The organism is Streptomyces sp. NPDC086549 (genome assembly GCF_044746205.1).
Lineage (GTDB): Bacteria > Actinomycetota > Actinomycetes > Streptomycetales > Streptomycetaceae > Streptomyces.
In genome coordinates, this window is record NZ_JBIVBS010000015.1 from 56471 (window position 1) to 70401 (window position 13931).

The 13931-nt window shown below is 71.4% G+C and carries 12 protein-coding genes; 9 read left to right on the forward strand and 3 right to left on the reverse strand.

Annotated features, from left to right (window positions below; translation table 11 throughout):
* Window positions 1–120: 120 nt before the first annotated feature.
* On the reverse strand, window positions 121–1476 hold the full coding sequence (locus ACIPSA_RS36985) for an aspartate aminotransferase family protein (protein WP_402642865.1): 1356 nt from the start codon (window positions 1474–1476) through the stop codon (window positions 121–123).
* Window positions 1477–1654: 178 nt separating this feature from the next.
* Between ACIPSA_RS36985 and ACIPSA_RS36990 the strand changes: the two genes are divergently transcribed.
* Window positions 1655–3811, forward strand: a complete 2157-nt coding sequence (locus ACIPSA_RS36990; protein WP_402643267.1) for a protein kinase — start codon at window positions 1655–1657, stop codon at window positions 3809–3811.
* A 152-nt stretch (window positions 3812–3963) separates the two neighbouring features.
* Window positions 3964–5499 carry a substrate-binding domain-containing protein gene (locus ACIPSA_RS36995; RefSeq protein WP_402642867.1) on the forward strand — a complete coding sequence of 512 codons (1536 nt, stop codon included), beginning with the start codon at window positions 3964–3966 and terminating at the stop codon, window positions 5497–5499.
* 71 nt (window positions 5500–5570) lie between these two features.
* Here ACIPSA_RS36995 and ACIPSA_RS37000 read toward each other — a convergent pair whose 3' ends face one another.
* The gene (locus tag ACIPSA_RS37000; protein ID WP_402642868.1) at window positions 5571–6320 is read right to left on the reverse strand and encodes an SLATT domain-containing protein; all 750 of its coding nucleotides are present in this window, start codon (window positions 6318–6320) and stop codon (window positions 5571–5573) included.
* Between the two features lie 247 nt (window positions 6321–6567).
* Between ACIPSA_RS37000 and ACIPSA_RS37005 the strand changes: the two genes are divergently transcribed.
* The 7 genes from ACIPSA_RS37005 to ACIPSA_RS37035 all read left to right on the forward strand — a co-directional run bounded on the left by ACIPSA_RS37005 (window position 6568) and on the right by ACIPSA_RS37035 (window position 12978).
* Window positions 6568–6912, forward strand: coding sequence for a YbaB/EbfC family nucleoid-associated protein (locus ACIPSA_RS37005; protein ID WP_402642870.1), 345 nt, complete (start codon window positions 6568–6570; stop codon window positions 6910–6912).
* 55 nt (window positions 6913–6967) lie between these two features.
* Window positions 6968–7567 carry a recombination mediator RecR gene (gene recR / locus ACIPSA_RS37010; RefSeq protein WP_402642872.1) on the forward strand — a complete coding sequence of 200 codons (600 nt, stop codon included), beginning with the start codon at window positions 6968–6970 and terminating at the stop codon, window positions 7565–7567.
* On the forward strand, window positions 7560–8219 hold the full coding sequence (locus ACIPSA_RS37015; RefSeq protein WP_402642875.1) for a DUF5063 domain-containing protein: 660 nt from the start codon (window positions 7560–7562) through the stop codon (window positions 8217–8219). Before recR ends, ACIPSA_RS37015 begins: the two co-directional genes overlap by 8 nt.
* A 161-nt stretch (window positions 8220–8380) precedes the next feature.
* Window positions 8381–9658, forward strand: coding sequence for an aspartate kinase (locus ACIPSA_RS37020; protein ID WP_402642877.1), 1278 nt, complete (start codon window positions 8381–8383; stop codon window positions 9656–9658).
* Window positions 9658–10725, forward strand: coding sequence for an aspartate-semialdehyde dehydrogenase (locus tag ACIPSA_RS37025; RefSeq protein ID WP_402642880.1), 1068 nt, complete (start codon window positions 9658–9660; stop codon window positions 10723–10725). The genes ACIPSA_RS37020 and ACIPSA_RS37025 overlap by 1 nt, the downstream gene beginning before the upstream one ends.
* A 490-nt stretch (window positions 10726–11215) precedes the next feature.
* Window positions 11216–11812 carry a SigE family RNA polymerase sigma factor gene (locus ACIPSA_RS37030; RefSeq protein ID WP_402642882.1) on the forward strand — a complete coding sequence of 199 codons (597 nt, stop codon included), beginning with the start codon at window positions 11216–11218 and terminating at the stop codon, window positions 11810–11812.
* The gene (locus tag ACIPSA_RS37035) at window positions 11809–12978 is read left to right on the forward strand and encodes a hypothetical protein (RefSeq protein ID WP_402642883.1); all 1170 of its coding nucleotides are present in this window, start codon (window positions 11809–11811) and stop codon (window positions 12976–12978) included. Before ACIPSA_RS37030 ends, ACIPSA_RS37035 begins: the two co-directional genes overlap by 4 nt.
* 89 nt (window positions 12979–13067) lie before the next feature.
* Here the strand turns inward: ACIPSA_RS37035 and ACIPSA_RS37040 are convergent, their stop codons facing one another.
* Entirely contained in the window at window positions 13068–13859 is a 792-nt protein-coding gene (locus ACIPSA_RS37040) for an SURF1 family protein (RefSeq protein WP_402642885.1), read from the reverse strand.
* Window positions 13860–13931: the final 72 nt, after the last annotated feature.

Here is a 13931-nt window from a genome sequence, read left to right on the forward strand (position 1 = left end):
CACGTGCGGGTGACGTACTCGTCTGTATCTACGAGCACGCCACCTTACGCGTTCGGGTTGCGCCCGATGAGCTTCGGTGTTGCGGTCCTCACTCAGGCCCTGTGGCTCAGGCCCTGTGGCTCAGGCCGTGTACTCGTCGGCCACGCTCAGGGCGGTGTCCAGTGCCGCGAGCCCCTCCTTCAGTTCGGCCTCGGTCGCGTTGCAGGGTGGGACGACGTGGGTGCGGTTCATGTTGACGAAGGGCCACAGGCCGTTCTTCTTCGCGGCTGCACCGAAGGCGGCCATCGGCGCGTTCGCCTCGCCCGCCGCGTTGTACGGCACCAGCGGCTCCCGGGTCTCCCGGTTCTTCACCAGGTCGAGGGCCCAGAACATGCCCACACCGCGCACCTCGCCGACGCTCGGGTGCCGCTCGGCCAGCGCGCGCAGCCCCGGCTCGACGACGGTGGCGCCCAGGTTCTTCGCGTTGGTGACGACACCCTCCTCCGCCATCACGTTGATGGTGGCGACGGCGGCCGCGCAGGCCAGCGGATGGCCGGAGTACGTCAGCCCGCCCGGGTAGGCCCGTTTGCCGAAGGTCTCCGCGATCTTCCCGGAGATGGCGACCCCGCCGAGCGGCACGTATCCCGAGTTCACGCCCTTGGCGAAGGTCATCAGGTCGGGCACGACGTCGAACAGATCGGCCGCGAACCACTCACCGGTGCGCCCGAACCCGGCCATGACCTCGTCCAGGACGAACACGATCCCGTACTTGTCGCACAGCTCCCGCACGCCGGCGAGATAGCCGGGCGGCGGAACCATGATCCCCGCCGTGCCCGGGATCGTCTCCAGGACGATCGCGGCGATGGTGCCCGGCCCCTCGAAGGCGATCGTCGTCTCCAGGTGCTCCAGGGCCCGCGCGCACTCCTGCTCCTCGGTCTCCGCGTAGAAGCGGGAGCGGTAGAGGTAGGGCGCCCAGAAGTGGACGACACCGGCGGTGGCGCTGTCGGAGGCCCAGCGGCGCGGGTCGCCGGTGATGTTCACCGCCTGCTGCGTGCCGCCGTGGTAGGAGCGGTACGCCGACAGCACCTTCGCGCGGCCCGTGTGCAGCCGGGCCATGCGCACCGCGTGCTCGATGGCGTCCGCGCCGCCGTTGGTGAAGAAGATCTTGTCCAGGTCGCCGGGGGTCCGCTCGGCGATCAGCCGGGCCGCCTCGGACCGCGCCTCGATGGCGAAGGCGGGCGCGAAGGTGGTCAGGCGTGCGGCCTGCTCCTGGATCGCGGCGACGACCTTCGGGTGCTGGTAGCCGATGTTCGTGTAGACGAGCCCGCTCGTGAAGTCGAGGTAGCGCTTGCCGTCGTAGTCCCAGAAGTACGACCCCTCGGCGCCGGCGACGGCGAGCGGGTCTATGAGCTCCTGGGCGGACCAGGAGTGGAAGACGTGTGCGCGGTCCGCGGCCTTCACGGCGGCGCCGGCTTCGGGATTCGGCTGAGGGGTCATGCGGGCGAGCGTAAATGTCCGCGATGCGAACGCGGTATCGGCGTCCTGTTCCCTGGTCGGAGGGTTTCCGCGACAGATTGTCTGTTACGGAACCGTGGACACCGCTCCATGCGACTCCCCACACGACCGCACTATTCTCGGTCCGTTGCACACCTACGGGGGGAAGGCGGCGCAGCCCATGGAGAAGCTGGCACCCGGGGATCCGCAGAGGATCGGGGCGTACCGGCTGCTGGCGCGGCTCGGCGCGGGCGGCATGGGGCACGTGTACCTGGCCCGGTCGGACCGGGGCCGTACCGTCGCCGTGAAGCTGGTGCGCGAGGAACTCGCCACGCAGGAGGAGTTCCGGGCGCGGTTCCGGCAGGAGGTGCAGGCCGCGCGCCGGGTCGGCGGTCACTGGACGGCTCCCGTGCTGGACGCGGACACCGAGGCCGTCGTGCCGTGGGTGGCCACCGGGTATGTCGCCGGACCCAGCCTCCAGCAGGTCGTGGGGCGCGACCACGGTGCCCTGCCCGAGCGTTCGGTACGGATCCTGGCGGCCGGGCTCGCGCACGCGCTCAAGGACATCCACGCCGCCGGGATCGTCCACCGCGACCTCAAGCCGTCCAACGTGCTGGTGACCATCGACGGGCCGCGCGTCATCGACTTCGGCATCGCGCGGGCGCTGGAGACCCTGGCCGGGGACGGGCTCACCCGCACCGGCTCCCTGGTCGGCTCGCCCGGCTTCATGGCGCCCGAGCAGGTGCGCGGCGACCGGATCACGCCCGCCTGTGACGTCTTCTGCCTCGGCTCCGTGCTCGCCTACGCGGCGACCGGCAAGCTCCCCTTCGGGGCCGCGCACAGTGGTGTGCACGCCCTGATGTTCCGTATCGCCCAGGAGGATCCGGACCTGGAGGGCGTGCCCGAGGGCATCGCCGACCTCGTCCGCGACTGCCTGAGGAAGGACCCGGCCGCCCGGCCGACACTGGACCGGATCCTGGAGCGCACCGGCGCGGAGGACACGGTGTCCGGGGGGCGCTCGCGGGATCCGTGGCTGCCCGGGGCGCTGGTGGCCCAGCTGGGGCGGCACGCGGTGCGGTTGCTGGAGGCAGAGGATCCGGAAGGCGAGGCGGAGGGGCCGCAGGGGCCGGACTCCCGGCCTGCCCCGCCGCCGTACGCGCCCGGCGGGGACCGGACGCCCGACCGTACCCCGGAGCGGGCCGCCGAGCCAGGCCCCGGCGGGGACCGTGTGCCCGGCCCGGGCGGGGACCGGATGCCCGACCCCACCCCCGCCTGGATCCACCAGCAGGACCCCGCGCCCGGCCAGGGCCACGGCCCGGGGCAGGGCCAGGGCCACGGCCCGGGTCAAGGCCCGGGGCAGGGCCAGGACCGGGTGCCGGACCGTGCGCCCGCGGCCTCCCCCGAGCACGCCCCCGCGTCCGACGACGCCTCCGTGCCGCCCCCGCCGGGGGACCCGCGGTCGGCGGGCCGTCCGGGGGTGAACCACCTCCCCACGATGGTCGCGGGGCACACGCCCCCGCCGGGGACGCCGCCGGCCCACCCGGCCTACGGCTATCCGCAGCAGCACCCGCAGCCCTCCGCCTACGGCCACCCGCAGCAGCCCGGCGCCGGGGCCTGGCCCGGTTCCGGGCAGTCGTACAACCCGTACGCGGGCGACCCGTACGCGGGCGGCGTCGGCTCGACCCCGCCGTACGGCCCGCCGCCGGCCGGCTCCACACCGTCGTACGGACCCGGCGGCGTCCCGCCGCGGGAGCCGGGCCGCAACGGCCGGTCCACGGCGCTGCTCGTCGTGGTCGCGCTGGTCGTCGCGCTCGCCGCCGGCGGCTCGGTGTACGGGCTGATGAAGGGCGGCGGCAGCGACGACAAGGGCGGCGGCACCGCCGCCTCCTCCCCGGCCACCGGCGCGCCCAGGACCACCGGCCCGACCAGCTCCGGGCCCGCCCCGACCACCTCGCGGCCCACCTCCTCGGCCCCCTCGGACGGCGCGATCCCGGCGGGGTACCTGGGGACCTGGGAGTCGTCGATCGACAACACCAACGGGCACAGCACCCGCGAACTGACCATCCAGCAGGGCGACGTGGGGGACAACGTCCTCACGCTCGTCGCCGACGGGCCCACCGACGCGGGCGGTACCTACCACTGCGTCTTCGCGGCGAGGCTCGCCGAAAAGCCCAGCGGCAACGGCCCGTTGGAGATGGGCCCGTCCACCGTCACCTCCGGCGAACCGCGCTCGTCCTGCACGCCCGGCGAGGCCACCGAGGTCACGCTGCTGTCGGACGGCAGGCTGCGGAGGGCGAAGAACGGCAGCGCGGAGAGCCTGACCTACACCAAGCGGTGAGGGGCGGGAGTCCCTGGGGCGTCCGCGAACTCACCTTCCCTCCGGGGCCGTTGAACGTCCAGCGAACTTCAGCCGACGCGACCGGAATGTGTCCTCCGGCGCGCGTACTGTGACCCCACCATTCGACTCCGGGGAGTGGCGGGGGCACCCACATGGAGTGGCTGAGTGCGGAGAACGTCGTAGCCGTCGGTACGGCGGTGCTGGGTATCGTCGCGTCGGCCGGCATGGTCTGGTACGAGCGCCGGGTGCCCCGCCGCAAGAGAGTCGGCTACCGCGTACAGATGGACAACCCGATAGGCGACGACATCCGTTCGGGGCGCGCCAACCGCCGGCTGGGCCTCTTCGACGAGGCGCCGGTCATGGCGGACGCGACGCTCGTCCTGCTCCGGGTCGAGAACGACGGCTCGCAGGGCATCGACCGCGACGACTACACCAGTCCCGAACGGCACGGTCTGACGGCGGTGTTCACCGACCGCACCGTGCGGGGCGTGTCGGTCACGCAGCCGACCGACACCGACCACCTGATGGACCACTTCACCCCCGACCGGGGGTTCGGGTACGAGGGCAACACCCTGCGCATTCCGCGCGTCCCGCTCAACAAGGGCGACCACTTCAAGCTGCTCGTCCTGCTGTCCGGCGGGGACGTGGGCCGCGAGATCCGGATCGTCGGGGGGATCCGGGAGGGCGAGGTCCATCCCAACCGCAGCGCCACGCCCGACGACAAGCCGCCCCTGTTCAGCCGGGCCTCCCGGATGATCACCATCATGCTCACGGTCTGCGTCGTCACACTCGCCGCCATCGTCGTGCTCCGGGACGACACCCCGCCGCCGATCGGCTGCGAGAAGGGCTCGCTGAGGGTCACCGGCTCGACGGCCTTCGCGCCCGTGCTGCGGGAGGTGGCGCAGAAGTACGAACGGGACTGCCGGGGTTCGACGGTCACGGTCGACCCGCACGGCTCGACGGCGGGCGTACGGGAACTGGACGCCACCGGCGCCCAGGGGAAGAAGAAGGGCTCACCGCCCCTCATCGCCTTCTCGGACGGCCCCAAGCCCGGCGACATGCCGGAGCTGCGCGAGAGCCGGGTCGCGGTGTCGGTCTTCGCGCTGGTGGTGAACGACGACGTGGGCCTGAGGAACCTGTCGACGGCGGACGTACGACGCCTGTACGGCGGCGAGATCACCGACTGGCGCCGGCTCGGCGGCCCGGACCTCCCGGTCCGTCTGGTCAGCAGAGACGCCAACTCCGGTACGCGGCAGGTCTTCCAGCGCCGGGTGCTGGGCCGGGGCGAGATCGCCAACTCCTCCGTCGACTGCGTCCACAAGGACGACGCGACGGCCCCGGTGACGCGCTGCGAACTGGACTCCACCGACCAGGTCCTGTCGGAGGTGGCCGAGCTCAAGGGCGCCGTCGGATACAGCGAACTGAATCTGGCCACCCGCGCGAAGGGCCTGCACATCCTCGACCTCGACGGCAACGCCCCGTCGGTGGACGCCATCGAACATCACAGGAGCGCCTACCCCTACCGGGAGATCGAGTACGCGTACACGTACGGCCAGCCTCCGGCGGACTCCCTGGTGTCGAGCTTCCTGACGTATCTCTCCCGGGGCAACGGCCAGGACGTGATCCGGACGCACGGTCATGTGCCGTGCTGGACTCCGGAGGGCATGAAGCTGTGCGCGGGACCTTGAGAACGGTTCGATCCGTGGAGTCGCGGGAGGGCGCGGAGACCTGAGGCCGCGGGCGCCGGCCGCGGCCCGGGTCACCTCGGCTCGGGCGGCCGCTGCCTCGGCATGTTCGGCCGGGCACCGGCCCCCGGCGGCATCGGGAACCGCCCCTGGAGAGAACCCGTGTCCGGGCGGGGAACGGCCGCCACCGCCGACTGGATACCCAGCGGCGCGGCCCCCGTGCGGAACTCCACCATCCAGTCCGCGGTCTCCGTGCGCACCAGCTCCGTCACATCCTCCGAGAACCGCCGCAGCACCCCCAGGCACCGCTCGGCGGCCTCGCTCGCCGTCCCCTCGGCCGGCCCCAGCACCTCCCGTACGCACTCCGACGCCCAGTCGAACTGGAGCACCTGAAGCCGGCGCTGCACGGCCTGCGCCGTCGCCACGTCCCTTATCCATCCGGACGTCAGCCCGAAGTACCGGTCCACGCCCGCGCACGCCACCGCGAGCATCAGCGCCAGATAGCCCCAGGCCGCCGCCCCGTCGACCGCCCCGGTCAGGTCCAGCAGGGGCAGCATGGCCCCCGACACCGCCCCCGACGCCGCCCCCACGCGCAGCGCCCGCGCCCCCTGCCGCTTCCACACCCGGTCCGCGAGATACCAGGCCGCCGTCTCCAGCGCCCTGCGCTCCACCCAGCGGTACAGCTCGTCCAGCCGCTCGGCCGGCTCCCCCCAGTTCCCGAGCGGAAACGTCCGCCCGGTCAGATCGCCCGGCCGCAGCCCGGCCGCACCCTCGCCCCGCCCGTCCTGAGGCGGACCCTCGGGCTGCATCTCCGGCTGACCCACCCGGCACTCCCTACTGATCACGACCGGTCACTTTGCGTGACATTGGATGCTGACGCGCGTGACCTTTCCTACCGCCCAATGGGTGGCGAAGGCGTAGCTTTCGCCTCTTTTCCGCCTGGAAGGGGGCCTTGATCAGGTATAGGCCCCACCGCAATTCCACTCGAAAGAGTGGCGGGGCGATGGCTGCGTGGACCACGTAGGCTCGTGCACAACGGAGAACAACGAAGAACCGAATCAGGAGCTGATCGTGATCCCCGGTGGTGGCCAGCCCAACATGCAGCAGCTGCTCCAGCAGGCCCAGAAGATGCAACAGGACCTGGCGAAGGCCCAGGAGGAACTGGCGAACACCGAGGTCGACGGCCAGTCGGGCGGCGGCCTGGTGAAGGCCACGGTCACCGGCGCCGGCGAACTGCGCGCCCTCGTCATCGACCCCAAGGCCGTGGACCCGGACGACACCGAGACCCTCGCGGATCTGATCGTCGCGGCCGTCCACGCGGCCAACGAGAACGCCCAGACCCTCCAGCAGCAGAAGCTGGGCCCGCTGGCCCAGGGTCTCGGCGGCGGCAGCGGTATCCCCGGCCTGCCTTTCTAAGACGGGCGGCGGCCAACTACGGTACGTACTGGAAGACTCCAGGAAGGGCAGTCCGTTGTACGAAGGCGTGGTCCAGGACCTGATCGACGAGTTGGGGCGGCTGCCCGGCGTCGGTCCCAAGAGCGCGCAGCGGATCGCCTTCCACATCCTGCAGGCCGAACCGACGGACGTACGGCGCCTGGCCCAGGCCCTCCTGGAGGTGAAGGCGAAGGTCCGCTTCTGCGCGACCTGCGGCAACGTTGCCCAGGAAGAGCTGTGCGGGGTCTGCCGGGACCCCCGCCGCGACCTGTCGGTCATCTGCGTGGTCGAGGAACCCAAGGACGTGGTCGCGATCGAGCGCACGCGTGAGTTCCGCGGCCGCTACCACGTGCTCGGCGGCGCGATCAGCCCGATCGAGGGCGTGGGCCCGGACGATCTCCGCATACGAGAGCTCCTGGCCCGCCTGGCGGACGGCACGGTCACCGAGCTGATCCTGGCCACGGACCCCAATCTCGAAGGCGAGGCGACGGCCACGTACCTCGCCCGCATGATCAAACCCATGGGCCTCAAGGTCACCCGCCTGGCCAGCGGCCTCCCGGTGGGTGGCGACCTGGAATACGCGGACGAGGTCACGCTCGGCCGCGCCTTCGAGGGGAGACGACTCCTAGATGTCTGACGCCACGCTGCACGCGACCGACCAGAACCCGGACGACTTCGTGGTCCAGATCGCGGACCAGGTCGAGAGCTTCCTGGTGGCCGTCACGGAGGTCGCGAAGGGTGACGAGCCGGACTCGGCGGTCCCCTTCCTCCTCCTGGAGGTCTCCCAGCTGCTCCTGGCCGGCGGCCGGCTCGGCGCGCACGAGGACATCGTCCCCGAGGAGCGCTACGAGCCCGATCCCGGATTCGAGCCGGACGTCGACGAGCTCCGCGAGAACCTGGCCCGCCTGCTGGACCCGGTGGACATCTACTCGGAGGTCTTCGACCCCTACGAGCCGCGCACGGCCCCCGTCCCGGCCCGCATCTCCGACGACCTCGCGGACGTCATCGCCGACCTGCGTCACGGCATGGCCCACTACCGCGCGGGCCGCACCACCGAGGCCCTGTGGTGGTGGCAGTTCTCCTACTTCTCCAACTGGGGCTCGACGGCCTCGGCGACCCTGAGGGCCCTGCACTCCGTCCTGGCCCACGTCCGCCTCAACCAGCCCCTGGAGGAGCTGGACGGGCTGGACACCGACCAGGGCATCGGCGACGAGACCCTGGAGTTCGAGGCGGGCCGGGTGATGGAGCAGGAGATCGCGGCCCCGCTGCACATGCGGCCCGGTCCCTGAAGTCCTGCGTGAAACGTAAGTCACAGTCATCACTTGCGTGACATTGGGCAGGGAAGTCACGGAGCGGGTGGCCGGACATCTCACGATGCGGTTCCCCGGAGGTAAATTTCGGACGCTCGTTAGACTGAGCGGGCAATCGACGGACTGAGCGAGGAGCGCACGTGGGCCTTGTCGTGCAGAAGTACGGAGGCTCCTCCGTAGCCGATGCCGAGGGCATCAAGCGCGTCGCCAAGCGGATCGTGGAAGCGAAGAAGAACGGCAACCAGGTGGTTGTCGTGGTTTCCGCGATGGGCGACACGACGGACGAGCTGATCGATCTCGCCGAGCAGGTATCGCCGATGCCTGCGGGGCGTGAGTTCGACATGCTGCTGACCGCCGGAGAGAGGATCTCCATGGCCCTGCTGGCCATGGCGATCAAAAACCTGGGCCACGAGGCCCAGTCCTTCACCGGCAGCCAGGCAGGCGTCATCACCGACTCGGTCCACAACAAAGCCCGGATCATCGACGTCACACCGGGCCGTATCCGGACCGCGCTGGACGAGGGCAACATCGCCATCGTCGCCGGTTTCCAGGGCGTCAGCGCCGACAAGAAGGACATCACCACGCTCGGGCGCGGCGGGTCCGACACCACGGCGGTGGCCCTCGCGGCCGCCTTGGACGCCGAGGTCTGCGAGATCTACACCGACGTCGACGGCGTGTTCACCGCCGACCCGCGGGTGGTGAAGAAGGCGAAGAAGATCGACTGGATCTCCTTCGAGGACATGCTGGAGCTCGCCGCCTCCGGCTCCAAGGTGCTGCTCCACCGCTGTGTGGAGTACGCGCGCCGGTACAACATCCCGATCCACGTCCGGTCCAGCTTCAGCGGGCTGCAGGGCACGTGGGTCAGCAGCGAGCCGATCGAGCAAGGGGACAAGAAGGTGGAGCAGGCCATCATCTCCGGTGTCGCGCACGACACCTCCGAGGCCAAGATCACGGTCGTCGGCGTGCCCGACAAGCCCGGTGAGGCCGCCGCCATCTTCCGTGCGATCGCCGACGCCGCGATCAACATCGACATGGTCGTGCAGAACGTGTCCGCCGCCGCCACGGGTCTGACGGACATCTCCTTCACCCTGCCGAAGACCGAGGGCCGCAAGGCCATCGACGCCCTGGAGAAGAACAAGGGCGGCATCGGCTTCGACTCGCTGCGCTACGACGACCAGATCGGCAAGATCTCCCTGGTCGGCGCGGGCATGAAGACCAACCCGGGCGTCACCGCCTCCTTCTTCGAGGCGCTCTCCGACGCGGGCGTGAACATCGAGCTGATCTCCACCTCCGAGATCCGCATCTCGGTCGTCACGCGCGCCGACGACGTGCCGGAGGCCGTCCGCGCCGTGCACACCGCCTTCGGGCTCGACTCCGACACCGACGAGGCCGTCGTCTACGGAGGCACCGGCCGCTGATGGCTGCGACCGGACCGACCGTACGTCCGACGCTCGCGGTCGTGGGAGCGACCGGGGCCGTCGGCACGGTCATGCTCCAGATCCTTTCGCAGCGCAAGGACGTCTGGGGCGAGATCCGCCTGATCGCCTCCCCGCGCTCGGCCGGCCGCAAGCTGGTCGTGCGCGGCGAGGACGTCGAGGTGGTGGCCCTGTCGGAGGAGGCCTTCGACGGGGTCGACGTCGCCATGTTCGACGTACCGGACGAGATCGCCGCGCAGTGGGCGCCTGTCGCCGCCGCCCGGGGCGTGGTGGTGGTCGACAACTCCGGCGCCTTCCGGATGGACCCGGACGTGCCCCTGGTGGTGCCCGAGGTCAATCCGCACACGGCGCGCATACGGCCGCGGGGGATCATCTCCAACCCCAACTGCACGACCCTTTCGATGATCGTCGCCCTGGGCGCGCTGCACGCCGAGTTCGGGCTGCGCGAGCTGGTGGTGTCGTCGTACCAGGCGGTGAGCGGGGCCGGGCGGGCCGGCGTCGAGACGCTGCGGGCCCAGCTGTCCCTGGTCGCCGGTACGGAGCTGGGGACCTGCCCCGGTGACGTACGCCGGGCCGTGGGGGACAACACCGGGCCGTTCCCGGAGCCGGTCGCGCTGAACGTCGTGCCGTGGGCCGGGTCGCTGCGGGAGGACGGCTGGTCGTCGGAGGAGATGAAGGTGCGGGACGAGTCCCGCAAGATCCTCGGGCTGCCGAAGCTGCCCGTCGCCGTGACCTGTGTGCGCGTGCCGGTGGTCACCACGCACTCCCTCACCGTCCACGCCCGCTTCCAGGGCGAGGTCACCGTCGACGGCGCCCGCGAGATCCTCGCCACGGCGCCCGGTGTCGTGCTCTTCGACAATCCGGCCGCCGGTGAGTTCCCCACCCCGGCGGACGTGGTGGGTACCGACCCGACCTGGGTCGGGCGGGTGCGGCGGGCACTCGACGATCCCACCGCGCTCGAACTCTTCGTCTGCGGGGACAACCTGCGCAAGGGAGCGGCCCTCAACACGGCGCAGATCGCCGAGCTGGTGGCGGCGGAGTTGTCGTGATGCCTGAGCCGCACAGGAAAAGTCCCGGGTAGGAGCAGATCCCTTTGCAGGATCTGTGTAAGGTGCATGTGGTCCGGGCCATGGTCCGGACCACTTGAACCGGGCCCCCTCGGTGTTCGAAGATTTTCCTCCCCGCCCTCCGCAACCACGCGGAGGGCGGGGAGCGTCTTTGCGGACGCCCTTCAGGGGCGTGGGACGCGATGAACCGGGCGTGGGGACGCCGTGATCCGGGCGTGGGGACGCCCGTTCATATGGGACATAGGGGAAGAGCGGGTCGCATGACGGCACTTGAGGCTCCGTCGGGTGTACTGCCGGCCACGGAAACGTTGTCGGCGGCGTCACCTGGCGCGTCCGGCGCAAAAGTGATGCTCGGCACGTACAACCCCAGCGGGGTGAAGCGTGTCCAACTGACGTGGCAGAGGTACTCGAATTCACGGCGGTTCCCCGCGGCACGGCCCTTCGGCCGCCCCGCGCGGCGCTCCGACCCCGCATGCCCGGTACGCCCGGCGGCATGCCGGTGATCGCGCCCATGCCCACAGCGCGGCCGGCCCGCATACCGAATCAGCGTGACGGCGGCGAGGAGTCCGTGGCGGCCGGCACGACCGTCGACCACCTCACCGAGACCTACCGGGCGCACTACCGCTCGCTGCTCGGCCTCGCCGCACTCCTCCTCGACGACACCGCCTCCTGCGAGGACGTCGTCCAGGAGGCCTTCATCCGCGTCCACTCGGCCCGCAAGCGCGTCCGGGACCCGGAGAAGACCCTCGCCTACCTGCGGCAGACGGTCGTCAACCTCTCCCGCTCGGCCCTGCGCCGCCGCATTCTCGGCCTGAAGCTCCTCTCCAAGCCGATGCCGGACATGGCGAGCGCCGAGGAGGGCGCGTACGACCAGCTGGAGCGCCGGGACCTCATCAAGGCGATGAAGGGCCTGCAGCGCCGCCAGCGGGAGGTCCTGGTCCTGCGCTACTTTGCGGACATGACCGAGGCGCAGGTCGCCGAGACGCTCGGGATATCCCTGGGCTCGGTGAAGGCGTACGGCTCGCGTGGCATCGCGGCACTGCGGGTGGCCATGGAGGCGTCGGCATGAGAGAAGAAGCCGAAGGGCGGGACTCCCATGAACGGCACGAGCCCTACGCCTGGCACGAGCCCACGGAACAGCACGAGCAAGAGCACACGCAATCGCACGCTGGGAACGGAACTGTGAACCACGGCCCCGAAGAAATGGGCCCCGAGGGGCTCGGCTCGGACGAGCTGGCGCTGCGCCGGATGCTGCACGCGGCCGTCGAGGACGTCGAACCGAGCGACGGCACGCTGGACCACCTGCGGCGCGCGGTGCCCGCCCGACGGGCGCGCAAGCGGCAGGCCGTCGTCGGCATGGCCGCCGCCGCCCTGTTCATCGGCACCGCCATCCCCGCCCTCGTGCACGTCTCCAACTCCGGCGGTTCCGACCCCAACACCTCCAACGCCGCCCAGGCCTCACAGGCCCAGGGCGGCACGAACCAGGGCAAGAACCCGGACGGCGGGGCCAGCACCGCGGGTGGCTCCAGCGGCAAGCCCTCGGACAACGGGCAGAACGGCACGAAGGGCGGGGACAAGGGCAAGACCGGTGGCGGCGACACCGGCTCGACCAACGGGGTCGGCCCCTCGGCGTCCGTCGGCGCGGGCACTCCGGTGTGTACGGCGGCCCAGCTGGGCTCGGCCTCCGGGACCGTCAACGCCCCCGACTCCGCGGGCGCCGTCTACGGGACCTTCCGCGTCACGAACGTCTCCACCACCAGCTGCACCGTCGGCGGAGCGGGCAGTGTGAGCGCCCTCGCGCAGGGCGCCGCGGATCCCGCCAAGGTCGGTGCGGCACGGCACGCGTCCGGGGACGCGGCGGCCGGGCTGCCCGACCCCTCCCTGGAGGTCGCCGGCCTGGTCCTGCAGCCCGGCGCGGCCTACGAGGAGAAGTTCGCCTTCGTGCCCTCGGAGACCTGCCCCACCACCGGCAGCGGCAACAACGGCGGCACGGACCCCAGCAGTCCCTCTCCCTCGCCGTCGCCCACGCAGGACGCCAGCGCGGCCGGGGGCACGGACGCCGGCGGCGGCACGTCCTCGGGCGTCACCACCCAGCTGCTCACCGAGGACGGCACGGCCGACGGCAGCATCGTGGTGACCTACACGCCGGAGGCGGGATCGCCCGCAGGCTCGGTTACGGTGTCCAACGCGTGCGCGGGCACGGTCTACTGGACCGGGGTGCTGTCGGCGTCGTAGCCCGTTGTGGTCCGTCGTGAACCGCAGCCGTACGTCCCGGACGCCCGGGGGGCGTCGTACGGCTCAGACGCCCGACGGCGTCGTACGGCTCAGACGCCCGACGGGCTGGAGACGCTCTCCTCGTCCGGCACCAGGCCCAGCGCCGCGTCCCGGAGGAACTCCACCTCGCGGCGCAGCAGCCGGAACCACATGAAGACCACGAAGCCCGCGAAGACGAACCACTCACCGGTGTAGCCGAGGTTCTGGAACGCCTTCAGGTCCAGCCCGGTGTCGTCCGGCGCGGTCGCGGGCACGGCCTTCATCCCCGAGTCGCCCTTGTCCAGCGTGACCCACGCGTCGTACACCCGGTACGGCACGAGGTTCACCAGTGAGGCCGCGCTGATCGCCGCCGTCTGCCCGGACGGCAGCCCGCCCTGAGCGGTGACGCCGTTGTCCCCCGGCGTCTCGGACGCCTGCAGCGCACCGGTGACGGTGACCTCGCCGGAGGGCGCGGCAGGCGCCTTCGCCGGGTCCGCCTGGCCCGGCAGCCAGCCCCGCACCACCGGCAGCGCCTTGCCGGAGTCGGTGCGCAGCAGCGTCAGCACGTAGAAGCCGTGCTTGTCGCCCAGTTCGCGGTCGGGCACGAGGAACTGCTCGCCGTACCGGCCGGTCGCGGTGGCCCGTCTGCCCGACGTGCTCTTGTCGACGGGCAGCAGTTCGGCCAGCGGCCGGGCCGGCTCCGACGCGCCCGACGAGGCCTGCTCGGTCGCGCTCCGGTGGTCCTGCACCCGCGCCTCGAACCGGCTCAGCTGCCAGGACCCCATGAAGACGCAGAAGGGGATGGCGAGCAGTACGAAGACGTTGATGCCCCACCAGCGGGGTGTCAGCAGAAACCGGTACACGCCCCCAACGGTACGGGTGCCCGGAACCGGATCCTTTGTCGGGTCCGGTTGGCGTTGTCGGGTCGGGCTGCC

Coding starts and splice junctions, on each gene's coding strand:
- ACIPSA_RS36985 (WP_402642865.1), bottom strand. CDS start 1,476: ATGACCCCTCAGCCGAATCCCGAAGCCGGCGCCGCCGTGAAGGCCGCG.
- ACIPSA_RS37035 (WP_402642883.1), top strand. CDS start 11,809: ATGAGAGAAGAAGCCGAAGGGCGGGACTCCCATGAACGGCACGAGCCC.
- ACIPSA_RS37015 (WP_402642875.1), top strand. CDS start 7,560: ATGTCTGACGCCACGCTGCACGCGACCGACCAGAACCCGGACGACTTC.
- ACIPSA_RS37025 (WP_402642880.1), top strand. CDS start 9,658: ATGGCTGCGACCGGACCGACCGTACGTCCGACGCTCGCGGTCGTGGGA.
- ACIPSA_RS37030 (WP_402642882.1), top strand. CDS start 11,216: ATGCCCGGTACGCCCGGCGGCATGCCGGTGATCGCGCCCATGCCCACA.
- ACIPSA_RS36995 (WP_402642867.1), top strand. CDS start 3,964: ATGGAGTGGCTGAGTGCGGAGAACGTCGTAGCCGTCGGTACGGCGGTG.
- ACIPSA_RS36990 (WP_402643267.1), top strand. CDS start 1,655: ATGGAGAAGCTGGCACCCGGGGATCCGCAGAGGATCGGGGCGTACCGG.